Source organism: Streptomyces sp. OfavH-34-F, from assembly GCF_022347745.1.
Lineage (GTDB): Bacteria > Actinomycetota > Actinomycetes > Streptomycetales > Streptomycetaceae > Streptomyces.
Genome location: NZ_JAKRGC010000010.1, coordinates 50,441 through 64,136, shown reverse-complemented (window position 1 = coordinate 64,136; position 13,696 = coordinate 50,441). Strand labels below are relative to the sequence as shown.

Genomic DNA, 13,696 nt, shown 5'->3' with positions numbered 1-13,696 from the left:
CTCATCCACGGCTACCCCCTGGACGGCCACTCCTGGGAGAAGCAGGCCGCGGCCCTCCTGGACGCCGGCTACCGCGTGATCACCTACGACCGCCGGGGCTTCGGCCGCTCCAGCCAGCCCACCACGGGCTACGACTACGCCACTTTCGCCGCCGACCTCAACACGCTTCTGGAGACCCTCGACCTCCAGGACGCCGTCCTCGTCGGGTTCTCCATGGGCACCGGCGAGGTCGGCGCCTACCTGGGCACCTACGGCTCCGCCCGCATCGCCAAGGCCGCCTTCCTCGCCTCCCTCGAACCCTTCCTCCTCAAGACCGACGACAACCCCGAAGGCGTCGACGGCAGCGTCTTCGCCGGCATCGAACAGGCCGTCACCGCCGACCGCTACGCCTACTTCACCGCCTTCTACCAGGACTTCTACAACCTGGACGAGAACCTCGGCACCCGCATCAGCGAGGAGGCCGTGCGCCACAGCTGGAACGTGGCCGCCGGCGCCTCCTGGTACGCCTCACGCGCCTGCGTGGACACCTGGACCACCGACTTCCGCACCGACATCACCAAGATCGACATACCGGCACTCATCCTGCACGGCACCGCCGACCGCATCCTGCCCATCGAGGCCACCGGCGAGCCCTTCCACCGGGCCCTCCCCCACGCCGACTACGTCGTCATCGACGGCGCCCCCCACGGCCTCCTCTGGACCCACGCCCAGGAAGTCACCGACGCCCTCCTCACCTTCCTCGCGAAGTGACCAACAGCGGGCCGCCGTCCACTAGCTCCGCCGAAGGAGGCGGCCCGCCGACATCTCCCCACACGCTCCGTGCCTGCCCACAGCCTGTTGCGACACCCCAGAAGGGGTGTCGCAACAGGCTGTGGGCGCTGTTCCGGTAGCGGCCGATGCCTGGCCTGCCCCAGTCCGCCCTCTCGGCCCATTACCTTGCGTCCGTTCTAAACGCCCAAACGGACATTGCGGGCGATGAGGTAGCATGGCTGCATGGCCGACCTGGATCCCACGCCGCCCGCAGACGCTGGAGCCTCCCTACTGCTGGACGACCAGCTGTGCTTCGCCCTCTACGCCGCCTCTCGCGCGGTCACCGGGCTGTACCGGCCGAAGCTGGAGAATCTGGGCCTCACGTATCCCCAGTACCTGGTGATGCTGGCCCTGTGGGACCGGGATGAGCTCTCCGTCAAAGAACTCGGTGCGACGCTCCAGCTCGACTACGGCACTCTGACGCCGCTACTGAAGCGCCTGGAGGCCAACGGGCTGCTCCGTCGGGAGCGTCGTCCGGATGACGAGCGGACCGTCATCCTCACACTCACCGAGGAAGGCGCCGCTCTCCGGGAACGCGCTCTCGCCATTCCCGGAGAGATCGGGGAGGCCATGGGTCTGGAGGACGAGGAGTTCGAGCAGGCACGCGCGACACTGCGCCGTCTGACCACGAACGTCACCCGGCACACTCCCTCCCGGCGCTGACGCCCCGCGCCTGCCCACCCCGAGCGGGGGGGGAACACCTCAGGCCGCGTTCGCCGAGGCGAGGCGAGCTCGACGCGGGGCGTGGCGGTCACTGGAGGGTGATGTTGTCCAGTTCGGCGTATCCGGTGCCACCCGTGAAGTGGGGGGCGCCCTTGGCGAGCCGGATCATGTTGTAGCCGGCGCGCAGGTTGAGGGTGGTGCTGACCGTGCCCGTGGGGTGACCCCAGCCGCTGTTGGTGGGCGGGTAGGTCAGGGTGGACCAGGCGCCGCCGTTGTACGCGAGGCCGTGTGTGGCGGGGGCGCCGGTGGCGTTGGCGTACTTGACGGTCATCGTGTAGGTGCGGGCGGTGGGCACCTTCACGAGGAAGTCCACGAAGCTCTGGTCGCGCATGTCTGCGGCGTTGTCGATCTGCCCGACGTAGCCGCCGTTGGAGGCGGTGGCGGAGCTCAGGCGGTTGGCGTTGACGACGGTGGCGTTCTCCGCCTCGTACGTCTGCTGCCAGGAGGGCGCACCGGTTGCGGGGGTGACCAGCAGTTGGTAGGCCATGACCGCGTCCATGCCGGAGACGGGGACGGTGATGCTGCCGTCGGCGGCGACGGTGTAGGTCTGGGTGGAGAGGGTCACCGGGGCGGTCTGGTTGGTGAAGCGGCCGGTGTTGTTCGTTCGGGACAGGGTCACCGAGACCCGGGAGCCGAGGACGCCGACGCCGTTGATCCTCACCTTGTTCTCGCCGCTGTCGCCTCCGAAGACGACGTTCACCTGCTTGCGGCTCGCGTCGTACGAGGCCACTCCGTCGAGCCATGACTGCGGCACGGTCCTGACGATGTTGCCGGACTGGTCGCCGTACCACTTGTAGGCCCAGTACGACGCCGTGGGGCGGTCGTTGTGCAGCAGGCCGTTCATGGTTCCGGCCTCGTACCAGTAGGCGCGTTCGGCGTCGTGGACGCCCGCCCGTTCGAATGCCGCCATGTAGTGCACGGCGACGCTGGGCTGGTCGACCTGGCTGGGAGAGCCGTACTCGTTGATGGAGATGGGACGGTGCGGTAGTCCCAGGGAGGTCTCGATCGCGCGGAAGTCGTTCACGTTGGCCTGGATGGTCTGCCAGCCCGTGTTGGTGTCGAGCTGGTGCCACACCGCGACGGCGGGGAGGGTGCCCGTGTCCCTGGCGTTCCGCATGAAGTTGTACATCCAGTCGTGGCTGTACACGGCCGTGCCGGGGCCGACGATCGGCGTCTTGGCGTCGATGGCGCGGATGTCACGGTAGCTGCGGGTCCACATGGCGTTGAAGGAGCCCGCCGTGCCGTCGAGGCGGCCGTCCCAGGTCCAGTCCGGCTCGTTCCAGATCTCGTAGCCGGCGATGTTCGTCGTTGTGGTGGCGTTCATCCGGGCCCGGATCATGGTGGCCAGCTTGGACTCCCAGTCCGGCCAGCTGACCCAGTTGTAGGGGAAGGCGCTGAAGATGTCGGAGAGCCGCAGGTACTGCTGGGCTCCGGCGCTGGTGACCTTGCCCGCCACGTCGAGTCCGTCGCAGCAGGGGGTGGGGGCTCCGTTGCCGCGCTGCTGGGTGCCGGGCGGAGGCTGGGTCATGGTGTTGAGGCGCAGCGGGTAGAGCTGGTCGAGCGATGGGGTGTTCGCGCCGGAGTCGACGCCGTAGAGGCCGCCGGCGACGACCTGGGTGACCGGCCGGACGACGGTGCCCACGTCGACGGTGAGGGTGTTGCCGGCCGCCTGGGAAGGTGTCGCGGCGGCCAGGCCGCCGGCGACGACGGCGAGTCCCACCGCGAGGTGGGTGACGGTGCGGCGTATGCGGCGGGGGGTTCCGTCGGGCCGGCGATCACGCTTGCCGGGGGCGCCGGCAACGGCCGGAGGGGTGTGCCAGAACATAGGGGCCCTTTCGGTGGGCAGAGGGGGCGGGGGTGGGGAAGCGCTTCCTCACATCGGCTCGCGTCGAGCCGACCGAGCGGTTCGGTGATGTGGTCGCACGCGGCGCGAGCCCGCCACACGGACATGCGGGGACCGAGGTGAGGAATGTGGTGCTGCGCCGATGCTTCACCCGTCGGCCGAGCGGTGTCAACACACGGGACGAGCCCAGGTTTTGAGCGACGCTCAGAAAAGAGGAAGCGCTTCTCCATTTTTCGGCGGACGAGCAGGTCCGGCTCCGGGGTGGGGACGTGCGGGCGTGAGCGGGAGAGCCGCAGCTCAGTGGCGGGCGACCGACTCGCGGACGACGACGCTGCACGGGTGCAGACGGACGCCGCCGCCCACGGGCTTCCCGTCGATCAGGTCGAACAGGTCCCGGACCGCGGCGGCGCCCAGGGTGTGGAGGTTCATGTCGACCGTGGTCAGCGGAGGCTCCGTCTCCAGGGCGAAGATGGGCCAGTTGTCGAAGCCGGTGAGCGCGACGTCCTCGGGCACCCGCAGGCCGGCACCGCGCAGTGCCTCGGCGACGCCCGCCGCGATCTGGTCCGAACCGGTGACGATGGCGTCCACGTCGGGCTCCGCACGGAGCAACCGCTCGGCGAGGACGCGTCCGGAGCGCTGCGACCACTCCCCGTGGAGCACGTCGTGGACGAGACCGAGGCCGGCCGCTTCCAGGGCGTCGGCGATCCCCCGGCCGCGTTCCACGACGGCGCGCGCCTCGCGCGGACCGGTGACGACGGCGATCCGGGTCCGTCCGCTGCGCAGGACGTGTTCGGTGATCTCGCGGGCGCCGGCCCGGTCGTCCGGGAGGTGGACGACGTCCCCGGAACCCGTTTCCCCGTACACGTAGACGACCGGCTGGTCGAGCCGGCGGCCGACCCTCGGTGTCCGGGTGTTGTTGTCGCCGACGACGAGGACTCCGTCGACCTGGCGCTCCGCGAAGCGCTCGACGATGCGCCGCAGCCGTGCCCGGTCGCCCCGTGCGTCGCTGACGGTCATGCTCAGGTCGATCTTGCTGAGGGCTTCCTCGGCGCCCAGCAGGATCGGCAGGGCGAAGCGTTGCGCGTTGCTGTCGACCACGACGAGGCCCACCGTCCCGGTACGCCCGCTCATCAGGCTGCGGGCGATCCGGTTGGGGGTGTAGGCCAGCTCGCGGGCGGCTTTGAGCACCCTGTCGCGCGCCTCGGAGGAGACGCGGGGCTGCCCGTTGATCGCCTTCGACGCCGTCGTCAGGGAGACCCCGGCACGCCGCGCCACCTCGGACAGAGTCGTCGATCGCCCAGACTGCATAGGGGGATTCTGACAGCCGGTCCGGCCTGCCGGGGCACAGGGTGCGGATGACGGCTCCGCGATGGGGCGCGCGGGGTGATGCCCTCGCGGCACCCCTCAGCGGCGGAGACGGGGCCACGGTCGCCGGGGGGTGACAGGTCAGTCCTTGACCGCGCCGGCCGTGACGCCGGCGGCGACGTAGCGCTGGGCGAGGACGAGCAGGAACGCGGCCGGGAGGGACGCGACGACGGCGGTGGCCATGATCGCGTTCCATTCCTGGTTGTTGTTGCCGATGTAGTGGTAGATGCCGAGGGTGATCGGGCGCATGTCGCCGCCGCTGTCCAGGGTGTTGGCGAAGACGAAGTCCGACCAGGCCCACAGGAAGCTGAAGAGGGAGACCGTGACGACGGCGTTGCGGCTCATGGGGAGCACCACGGAGACGAACGTACGCCAGGTGGTGGCCCCGTCGATCCGCGCGGCGGAGATGATCTCGCCGGGGATGCCCGACATGAACGCCGTGAAGATCATCGCGCCGAAGGGCACGGCGAGGGAGGAGTCGGCGATGATCAGGCCCCACCACGTGTTGAGCATGCCGAGGTCGAGGAAGATGCCGTAGAAGCCCATCGCCATGACGATGCCCGGGATCATCTGGGCGACCAGCAGGGCCAGTCCGAGGAATCCGCCGCCGCGTCGCGGGCGCAGCCGGGCGAGGGCGAAGCCGGCGGGAGCGGCGACGAGCAGGGTCAGGATCACGGTGCCGGTGCCGATGAGCAGGCTGGTGCCCAGGTACGGCAGCTGGTCGTCGAGCACGGCGCGGTAGCCCTCGAAGGTGGGGCTCAGCGGCAGCAGGTCGGGCGGCGACTTGCGCATGTCCTGCTGGGGGGTGAGGGAGACGTTCAGCATCCAGTACACCGGGAACAGCATCACCGCGGTGAGAAGCAGGCCGAGGGCGGTGCGCGCGCCTGAACGTGTGGCCGGGCGGCGGAGGGGTGTCATGCTTCCTGCCTTCTCTGGACTCGGATGTAGAGCAGGCCGAAGGCCAGGGCGATGAGGATGAGGATGTTGCCGACGGCCGCGCCCGGTCCGAACTTCGGCATCAGGGTGCCGAAGCTGAGCTGGTAGGACCAGGTGGCCAGAGTGGAGGAGGAGTCTCCCGGGCCGCCCTTGGTCATGATCCAGATCAGGTCGAACACCTTGAGTGTGTAGACGAGCCCGAGCAGGAGTGTGATCGCGGAGACGGGCCGCAGCAGCGGGAAGGTGACGGAGCGGAACTTCTGCCAGGCGTTTGCGCCGTCCAGTGAGGCCGCCTCGTACAGTTCCGCGGGGATGTTCTGGAGACCGCTGTAGAGGATGACCAGGTTGAACGGGATGCCGATCCAGATGTTGGCGATGATGACCGAGGTCAGCGCCCAGTCCGGGGAGTTCAGCCACTCCACGGGGCCCGTTCCGAAGAGGCTCAGGGCGTAGTTGAGGACGCCGGACTCTCCGTTGAACATCCACGCCCAGGTCGACGCCGAGACGATCAGCGGCAGCAGCCACGGGATGAGGAAGAGGGCACGGAGGGTACCGGACAGCCGGAAGTGCCGGTTGAAGAAGACCGCGAGGGCCAGGCCGGCGGTGTACTGGCACACGATCGAGACCAGGGTGAACACCATGGTGTGCCGGAGTGCCGGGCCGAAGGTGGGGCTTTCCCAGACGGTGCGGAAGTTGTCCAGTCCGGAGAACGGGGCGTCACCCGCCACGAAGGACCGGACCGTGTAGTCCCGCAGGCTGAGGTCGAGGTTGCGGTAGAGGGGATAGACGTAGAACGCGGCGAGGTACACCACCAGCGGCGCGAGGAATGCCAGCGCGGTCAGCCGGGTCCTGCGGCGCCGGCGGCGGTATTGCGGGGAGGTGCTGGGCGGGTGGTGGGCGGGGGTCGCCCCCGCGTCGGGCGGCCGATGACTGCGGTCGCCGCGGACGGTGGTCATGCGTTCTCCTGTTGTGCGCGTGGCCTGGCGGGGCTGGGTCTCCGGTGGGAGCCTCCGGGGCACCGCGCCCCGGTGCTGTGCCCCGGAGGCGTGGGCCCTCAGTTCTTGCCGGCTGCGTCCTGGGCGGCGCCGAGGGCGTCCTGGGGGCTGCGGGTGCCGGAGAGTGCGGCCTGCACGGCCGTCCACAGCGGTTCCGAGATGGTCGGGTACTTCGTGCCGAGGCCGCCGCTTGTGCGGCCGCGGGCCGCGGCGACCGCGTCGATCCACGGCTTCAGCCGCGGGTCGGCCGCGACCTGCTGCTTCTGCACCTCGGCCACGGGGGCGACGTAGGCGAGGGTGTTGTCCGTGGTCAGCAGGTTGTCGGAGCTGATGAGGCAGGTGACGATCTTCTTGCTGACGTCGTAGCGCGCGCTGTCCTTCTGGACCGGCACGGTGACGAACTCGCCGCCGGTGGGCACGGGGGCCGCGCCTCCGTCACGGGCGGGGATGCTGATGACCCCGTAGTCGAAGCCCGCCTTCTCCGCGTTGCCGAGCTGCCAGGTGCCGTTCTCGCCGAACGCGTAGTCGCCGGTGGCGAACTGCTGCCAGCTGGTCGTCTGGGTGTTCTGGAGGACGTCCTTGGGTGCGTAGCCGTCGTCGACCCAGCTCTTCCACAGCGACAGTGCCGCCTGTCCCCCGGCGGAGTCCAGCTCGGTCAGGTCGCCCTTGGCGCCCCAGAACCACGGCAGGAACTGGAAGGTTCCCTCCTCGGTGTTGATCGCGGAGAACGTGATGCCCTTCTTGCCGGCCGCCTTGACCTTCTTGAGGGCCGCGTTGAGCGAGGCCCAGTCCTTGATGCCGGCGGGGTCCACGTGGGCCGCCGCGAGGAGTTCCTTGTTGTAGTAGAGGGCGAGTGTGTTGGCGCCGATCGGCACGCCGTACGCCTCGTCGTCGATCGTGCCCGCGCCGAGGATGTTCTTCTGGATCCGCTTCGTGTCCAGGCCCAGGTCGCCGGCCTTGTTGAGGATGCCGGCCTCCACCATCGTCGAGACAACGGGGTTGTCGACCAGCATGACGTCCGGGGAGTTCCCCTGCTGGGCGGCGAGCAGGGCCTTGTTGCCGAGGTCGCTGGTGTCGAACGCGGTCCGCTTGACCTCGACGCCGGCCTCGGTGCCGCACCGGCTCACCAGCTTCCCCCAGGCGGAGGAGGTGTCGAACTGCGGGTAGGGATCCCAGAAGGTGTAGGTCCCGCCCTTAGCGGAGGTGCCGGATGCGCCGGAGGAGCCGGAGTCGCCTCCGCAGGCGGCGACGGAGGTGAGTGCCGCGACGGCTGCGACGGCGGTGGTCAGGGTGCGGCGGGTGATTCTCATGGTGACCTCGTTGTCCTGGCGGTACGTGCAGGGGGCAGTGGGTGCGAGAGGTTCAGGAGGTGGGGAGCCAGACGCGCATCGAGCCGTCCTGGCGGTTCGCCCACGTGTAGTAGGGGAGGGCGGTCAGTGCGACCCGTTCGCCGTCCGGAGCGGGGGGCACCTGTCCGGCAGGGGTGTAGGGCCACCAGCCCGTGTCCGATACGCGCCGGCGGTGTCCGGCGGTCACGATGGCGGTGACGCCGCCAAGCAGGCCGGGGCGGTGGTCGGCCGTGAGCGGTGCGGTGGGGTCCAGGACAATGTCGTCCAGTCCGCCGCCGGGATGGTCGACCTGCTCGACGCAGTACACGAGAGGGCCCCGCTCGATCGCGACGCAGCCGCGCACGGCGTCGACGCGCGGGTCCGCGGCCGTGAGCCGGGGCTCCATCCGCAGGTCCAGGACGACCCGGTCGCCGGGCGCCCACCTGCGCTCCAGGCGCAGCCAGCCGTCGGTGGCGGGGGCGGTCGTGGAGTCGTGCACCGTGTCGCCGATGCGTACCTGGTGGGCGGTGCACCACTGCGGGACGCGCAGCGAGAGGGTCCAGGCGCGGTCGGCCGGGGCGTCCTCGACGGTCAGGGTGACCCTGCCGTCCCACGGGTAGTCGGTTTCGGCGCGCACCGCGACCGGGGCGCCGTGCACCTCGGCGGTGTGGCGGCCGGTGACGTACTGGTGGATCTGCAGTCCCCCGCCGTCGCCGGAGGCTGTGTAGTGCTCCAGGGAAGCCAGCAGGCGCATCACGTTCGGCGGGCAGCAGGCACACCGGAACCAGCGTGTCCGCCGGGCCGACTGGTCGCCGCCGGTGTCGGTGTGGCCGTCGCGTACCTGGAGGGGGTTGACGTACAGCCAGCGTTCGCCGTCCAGGGAGACGCCGGCCAGGAAGCCGTTGTACAGGGTCCGTTCGATCAGGTCGGAGTAGCGGGCCTCGCCGGTCAGCAGGGCCATCCGCCAGCTCCACTGGATCGAGGCGATGGCGGCGCAGGTCTCGCAGTACGCGCGCTCGCTGGGCAGTTCGTACGGGTCGCCGAAGTCCTCCTCGTCGTGGTGGGCGCCGAGTCCTCCGGTCAGGTGGGTCTTGGTGCGCGTCATGGCCTCCCACAGCCGCTCGGCGGTGGTCCGCAGTTCGCCGTCGCCCGTCTCGGTGGCCAGGTCCGTGACGGCGGCCAGCAGATACAGCTGGCGTACGGCGTGGCCTTCGACCTGTGTGGCCTGGCGTATGGGGACGCGGTCCTGGCAGTACGCCTCGCCGCCGAGCAGTCCGTGGCCGAGGCGGTCGACGAAGTAGCGCGCGAGGTCGAGGTAGCGGCGTTCGCCGGTCTCCCGGTACAGCTCGACCAGGGCCGTTTCCACCTCGGGGTGGCCGTCGACGCCGTCGATCGGTTTGCCGCTGCCGGGCAGGCCGAAGGTGGCGTCGATGTGGTCGGCGAACTTCACCGCTACGTCGAGGAGTTCGGTGCGGCCGCCGGCCCGGTGGTGGGCGACGGCGGCCTGGATGAGGTGGCCGGCGCAGTACAGTTCGTGGCCCCAGCGCAGGTCCTTGTAGCGTTCGCCGCCCTTGAGCAGCTGGAACCAGGTGTTGAGGTAGCCGTCGGGCTGCTGCGCGTCGGCGACGAGGGACACCAGGCGCCGCACGTCCTCCGCGAGCTTGTCGTCCTCGGCGCGTCCTTGGGCGAGCTGCCAGGAGGCGGCCTCCAGCCACTTGTAGACGTCCGAGTCGACGAAGGGGTAGGCGCCCTGGAAGGCGCCCTCGGCGGTGCCGGCCGCCAGGCGGAGGTTGTTCAGGTTGCCCGCGGACTCCAGCAGGGCGGGCCCCTGCGGGATGGAGGTGCTCGCGTTCACCTCGCGGCGCGTGGCCCAGAAGCCGCCGCTCACCTCGGTGGCGGCGGGGGCGAGGGCCGCCGTGGTGGTGGGTCCGAGGCGGACCGGGCCGAGTGGGGAGGGGTCGGGTGCGGACGGGGTGGTGAAGGGGGGCACCGCAGGACCTGGGCTGTGCATGACTCTCCGGGAAGATAGACGGGAAGCGGTCGGAGCGCGGCGTACGAGGGGGCTCCGGGCGCCACTCCGGGCTCCGAGTGAGGCGTTTCGCCGCCGGTCCGGGGTGTCCGGACGCCGGCCGCTCCGCAGATGAAGGTTGAGCAATCGTTTTCCTGGCCGTCAACGTAGAGAGCGCGCAGAGCGTGAGTCAAGGGGCAGGGCGCAAGTATCTCCAGGCCCATGGGACACTGGCCTAGTCGGCACAATGGTGTCAGGATGCGATGGTCGGCTTCGGTTAGGAAAAGGGTTGCGCGTGACGGCAGATGCGGCAGGTTCCTCCTCGTCCGGGCGGGCGAAGCTCGCCGACGTGGCACGGCTCGCGGGCGTCAGCGTCGGAACGGCCTCGAAGGCGCTGAGCGGCAGCGGCCGGATGCGGCCCGAAACGCGGCAGCGGGTGCTGGAGGCCGTGGCGGAGCTGGACTTCCGGCCCAATCCGCAGGCGCAGAGTCTGCATTCCGGCCGGAGCTGGACGGTCGGCCTGATGACCACCGACGGCATCGGCCGCTTCAGCACCCCGGTGCTGCTCGGAGCGGAGGACGCGCTCGGCGCGGGCAAGATCTCGGTGCTGCTGTGCGACACCCGCGGTGACGCCATCCGCGAGCAGCACCACTTGCGCAACCTCATGGACCGCAGGGTGGACGGCATCATCGTGACGGGGAGGCGCACGGACGCGCGGCCGCCGCTGGAGGGTGTGCAGCGGATTCCCACGGTGTACGCGCTGTCGCCGTCCACCGATCCGGACGACATCTCCGTGGTCTCCGACGACCTGAGCGGTGTGCGGCTGGCCGTCGAGCACCTTCTGGCGACGGGGCGTACGCGCATCGCGCACATCACCGGCCCCGCCCATCACGCGGCGGCCCGGGACCGGGCCCGGCACACGCTCGACGTGCTCGGCGGCGCCGGGCTGGAAATCGTCGGCGGCCGGGCGCAGTTCGGGGAGTGGAGCGAAGCATGGGGGCGGCGGGCGACCGAGAACATCCTGCGTACCGCCCCCGACACGGACGCCCTGTTCTGCGGCAACGACCAGATCGCCCGCGGGGCCGCGGACGCGCTGCGGGAGAACGGCGTGGACACTCCCGGCCGGGTCGCCGTCGTCGGCTACGACAACTGGGACACCATGGTCCTGGCCTGCCGTCCGCCGCTGACCACGATCGACACGAACCTCACCGAGGTGGGCCGCCAGGCCGCGCTGCGTCTGCTGGACGCCATCGGTTCACGCCCGGAGCCGGGTGTGCACACGGTGCCCTGCCGGCTCGTCGTCCGCGAGTCCACCTGACGTCCGGCCGCGCTGCGGCATTCCGCGCCTTCTCGCTCCCGGTGCCGCGTGGGCCCCCAGGCACATCACCCCGGCCGGCGCCCCGGCGAACAGGAAGAACGCGAACGAGGGGGCCCGCAGGGCGAGGTCGAGGCGGGCGTGGCGGGTGGGGAGTGCGGGGCGTGGGAGGGGGTACGTGAGTGCCCGGCACCGGCCAGTCGGTGATCGGTGCAGGTGAACGAAGGACGGTTCTGTCATGCTGATGGCCCATCCCGCGGTGTTGCGGAATCTGATCGACCAGTACGAAGCCCTTGCCGCAGTGGACGCCTCCCGGGCGGACAGTGCGCAGGTACGTCAGCGCATGAACGACGTCGCCTACACGTTGTGCGTGTCCACGGGCACCCGCGACATCGACGCGGCGCTGATCGCGGCCCGCCACCAGTTGCCCGGCGCCCGCCCGCTGGACGACTCCCTCCTGAACCCCGGCTGAACCACCCGCCCTCTCCCGCCGGCCTCCTCCCAGGAAGTCGGCCCCACCACGCGGCCACCGCTGCCGCTAGCCCGGCGCCGATCTCCCACCTGCCGGTGGCGGAGCGGCAGGGGGTCTGCCTTCGGCGGCGTGGGGCGCTCAGAGGCGGTCAGGGTCGTTGCCGAGTCGCCGATTCCCCACCGGTCTCGTCCGCTCCGGTTGCCCCGCGCACCTGGGCGGCGAGACGGACGGCGGTCTTCTCCCCGGCTCGCTGCCTGATCAGCCCTTCTCGGGCCGCTGCACGAAGCCAGACCTCCGAGCTGCCCTCATCGGCTCTCAGCACTCGCGCGGTGACCACTACGGGATTCATGCCGCCGGCACCGCCGCTTGCGACGACGCGGATGGTTTCGTCCTCCCCCGCACAGACCGGCACGGTCTCGACGACGCTGCCCGCCCTTACGAGCACAGCGGAGACCCGCTCCACCGCGTCATCGAAAGGCAAAGGGACGAGCAGATCGACCTCATGGACGTTCTTCTTCATCAACTTGGCCACGACGCGCACCAAGCGACCGCTGCCCCCACCCGCCGCACCGAGCGCAGCAAGCTCGTCAGCCAGAATCTGGTCTTCGCTCTGATCCATGGACCCACCTCGCCGACGGAGTGTTCTTCACCGGACCGCCACGGGTTGTTCCGTCCGGCAGACCATGATGGCGTATGGCGATCGTCGGAGCACGCCCCCTCCAGGCCCGCCATCACCGCTGCCGGACCTGCGGCTCGACTCGGCTCCCGCTTCTCTCCAGCCCCGGAGTGGGTCGGCCGGACCGGACCGGCGGCTCGCAGGCCGCTCCGGGCATGGGTACGGCCGAAGTGGACATGCGCCGACTATGAAACCCACAACGACAGGGAAGCCCGGGGAAGAGCGCCGGACCCCGGACAGCGAGGCCCCGGGCCCGGACCCGCAGGTGGAGGAGCAGGCGCCCGATCGGCTCTCCGAACTGCCCAAGCGGTCCTGGAAGGCTGTGCTGCGCGGGACGCTGAAGGAGTTCAGGGACGACGAACTCGCGGACCGGGCTGCGGCGCTGACCTACTACGGGGTGTTGTCGCTCTTCCCCGCGTTGCTGGTGCTGACGTCACTGCTGGGTATCGCGGGCGAGTCGGCGACCGAGCAGGTGCTGGACAACCTGCGAAAGCTCGCTCCCGGGGCGGCGCGGGACGTGATCAGCAACGCGGTGCAGCAACTCCAGGGCAACGCCGGCACCGGTTCGCTGCTGGCCGTCGTGGGTCTGCTCGTGGCGGTCTGGTCGGCCTCCGGTTACGTGGCCGCGTTCATCCGCGCCTCGAACGCCGTCTACGACATGCCGGAGGGGCGGCCGGTGTGGAAGGTCCTGCCCCTGCGCGTGGGACTGACGGTCCTGCTCATGATCCTGGCCGTGGCCAGCGCCATGATCGTCGTGTTCACCGGCGCCGTGGCCCGGCAGGCGGGGTCGGTGCTCGGCGTGGGTGACACCACGATGACCGTGTGGTCGATCGCGAAGTGGCCCGTTCTGCTGGTCCTGGTCACGATCATGATCGCGCTGTTGTACTGGGCCGCGCCGAACGCCAAGGGGCGCGGCTTCGCGTGGGTGACCCCGGGCAGCTTCCTGGCGTTGGTGATCTGGGTGGTGGCCTCGGCCGGGTTCGCGTTCTACGTCGCGAACTTCGGCTCGTACAACAAGACGTACGGAACCCTCGCGGCCGTGATCATCTTTCTGGTGTGGTTGTGGATCACCAACCTGGCCGTCCTGCTGGGCTTGGAGTTCGACGCCGAGATGGTGCGCCAGCGTGCGATCGCCGGCGGGCACCCCGCGGACGAGGAGCCCTACGTCGAGCCGCGGGACACCCGGGACTGGAGCGATGAGGACCATCGCCGCCTGGACTGAGCG

At 70.3% G+C, this 13,696-nt stretch carries 12 protein-coding genes; 5 read left to right on the top strand and 7 right to left on the bottom strand.

Features of this window, described 5'->3' with window-relative positions:
• Positions 1–750, top strand: a 750-nt coding sequence (locus MHW47_RS04135; protein WP_239221229.1) for an alpha/beta fold hydrolase, incomplete at its 5' end; no start/stop codon positions are given.
• A 243-nt stretch (positions 751–993) separates the two neighbouring features.
• Positions 994–1,473, top strand: a complete 480-nt coding sequence (locus MHW47_RS04130) for a MarR family winged helix-turn-helix transcriptional regulator (RefSeq protein WP_239221228.1) — start codon at positions 994–996, stop codon at positions 1,471–1,473.
• A gap of 88 nt (positions 1,474–1,561) precedes the next feature.
• Here MHW47_RS04130 and MHW47_RS04125 read toward each other — a convergent pair whose 3' ends face one another.
• From MHW47_RS04125 to MHW47_RS04100, 6 genes are all read right to left on the bottom strand, one after another.
• Positions 1,562–3,358 (bottom strand): hypothetical protein, encoded by a 1,797-nt coding sequence (locus MHW47_RS04125; protein WP_239221227.1) that lies wholly within the window; start codon positions 3,356–3,358, stop codon positions 1,562–1,564.
• A gap of 315 nt (positions 3,359–3,673) precedes the next feature.
• The gene (locus MHW47_RS04120) at positions 3,674–4,684 is read right to left on the bottom strand and encodes a LacI family DNA-binding transcriptional regulator (RefSeq protein WP_239221226.1); all 1,011 of its coding nucleotides are present in this window, start codon (positions 4,682–4,684) and stop codon (positions 3,674–3,676) included.
• A 138-nt stretch (positions 4,685–4,822) separates the two neighbouring features.
• A complete protein-coding gene (locus MHW47_RS04115; RefSeq protein ID WP_239221225.1) occupies positions 4,823–5,659 on the bottom strand; it encodes a carbohydrate ABC transporter permease in 837 nt (278 codons plus the stop codon).
• Entirely contained in the window at positions 5,656–6,633 is a 978-nt protein-coding gene (locus tag MHW47_RS04110) for a carbohydrate ABC transporter permease (protein ID WP_239221224.1), read from the bottom strand. The genes MHW47_RS04115 and MHW47_RS04110 overlap by 4 nt, the downstream gene beginning before the upstream one ends.
• Positions 6,634–6,731: 98 nt before the next feature.
• Complete coding sequence (locus MHW47_RS04105) at positions 6,732–7,982, bottom strand: extracellular solute-binding protein (RefSeq protein WP_239221223.1); 1,251 nt, start codon at positions 7,980–7,982, stop codon at positions 6,732–6,734.
• A 52-nt stretch (positions 7,983–8,034) separates the two neighbouring features.
• Entirely contained in the window at positions 8,035–10,011 is a 1,977-nt protein-coding gene (locus MHW47_RS04100; RefSeq protein ID WP_374230047.1) for a glycoside hydrolase family 127 protein, read from the bottom strand.
• Positions 10,012–10,303: 292 nt separating this feature from the next.
• On the opposite strand from MHW47_RS04100, the gene MHW47_RS04095 reads away from it, so the two are divergent.
• Together MHW47_RS04095 and MHW47_RS04090 are read left to right on the top strand one after the other, a co-directional pair.
• Positions 10,304–11,326, top strand: coding sequence for a LacI family DNA-binding transcriptional regulator (locus tag MHW47_RS04095; protein ID WP_239221221.1), 1,023 nt, complete (start codon positions 10,304–10,306; stop codon positions 11,324–11,326).
• 235 nt (positions 11,327–11,561) lie between these two features.
• A complete protein-coding gene (locus MHW47_RS04090; protein WP_239221220.1) occupies positions 11,562–11,795 on the top strand; it encodes a DUF5133 domain-containing protein in 234 nt (77 codons plus the stop codon).
• A 148-nt stretch (positions 11,796–11,943) separates the two neighbouring features.
• Here MHW47_RS04090 and MHW47_RS04085 read toward each other — a convergent pair whose 3' ends face one another.
• On the bottom strand, positions 11,944–12,414 hold the full coding sequence (locus MHW47_RS04085; RefSeq protein WP_239221219.1) for a hypothetical protein: 471 nt from the start codon (positions 12,412–12,414) through the stop codon (positions 11,944–11,946).
• A 244-nt stretch (positions 12,415–12,658) separates the two neighbouring features.
• On the opposite strand from MHW47_RS04085, the gene MHW47_RS04080 reads away from it, so the two are divergent.
• A complete protein-coding gene (locus MHW47_RS04080) occupies positions 12,659–13,693 on the top strand; it encodes a YihY/virulence factor BrkB family protein (RefSeq protein ID WP_239221218.1) in 1,035 nt (344 codons plus the stop codon).
• Positions 13,694–13,696: the final 3 nt, after the last annotated feature.

What these genes read in the sequence shown, in the direction of transcription:
- MHW47_RS04130 (WP_239221228.1), top strand. Translation starts at nt 994, where the DNA reads ATGGCCGACCTGGATCCCACGCCGCCCGCAGACGCTGGAGCCTCCCTA.
- MHW47_RS04125 (WP_239221227.1), bottom strand. Translation starts at nt 3,358, where the DNA reads ATGTTCTGGCACACCCCTCCGGCCGTTGCCGGCGCCCCCGGCAAGCGT.
- MHW47_RS04120 (WP_239221226.1), bottom strand. Translation starts at nt 4,684, where the DNA reads ATGCAGTCTGGGCGATCGACGACTCTGTCCGAGGTGGCGCGGCGTGCC.
- MHW47_RS04115 (WP_239221225.1), bottom strand. Translation starts at nt 5,659, where the DNA reads ATGACACCCCTCCGCCGCCCGGCCACACGTTCAGGCGCGCGCACCGCC.
- MHW47_RS04110 (WP_239221224.1), bottom strand. Translation starts at nt 6,633, where the DNA reads ATGACCACCGTCCGCGGCGACCGCAGTCATCGGCCGCCCGACGCGGGG.
- MHW47_RS04105 (WP_239221223.1), bottom strand. Translation starts at nt 7,982, where the DNA reads ATGAGAATCACCCGCCGCACCCTGACCACCGCCGTCGCAGCCGTCGCG.
- MHW47_RS04100 (WP_374230047.1), bottom strand. Translation starts at nt 10,011, where the DNA reads ATGCACAGCCCAGGTCCTGCGGTGCCCCCCTTCACCACCCCGTCCGCA.
- MHW47_RS04090 (WP_239221220.1), top strand. Translation starts at nt 11,562, where the DNA reads ATGCTGATGGCCCATCCCGCGGTGTTGCGGAATCTGATCGACCAGTAC.
- MHW47_RS04085 (WP_239221219.1), bottom strand. Translation starts at nt 12,414, where the DNA reads ATGGATCAGAGCGAAGACCAGATTCTGGCTGACGAGCTTGCTGCGCTC.
- MHW47_RS04080 (WP_239221218.1), top strand. Translation starts at nt 12,659, where the DNA reads ATGAAACCCACAACGACAGGGAAGCCCGGGGAAGAGCGCCGGACCCCG.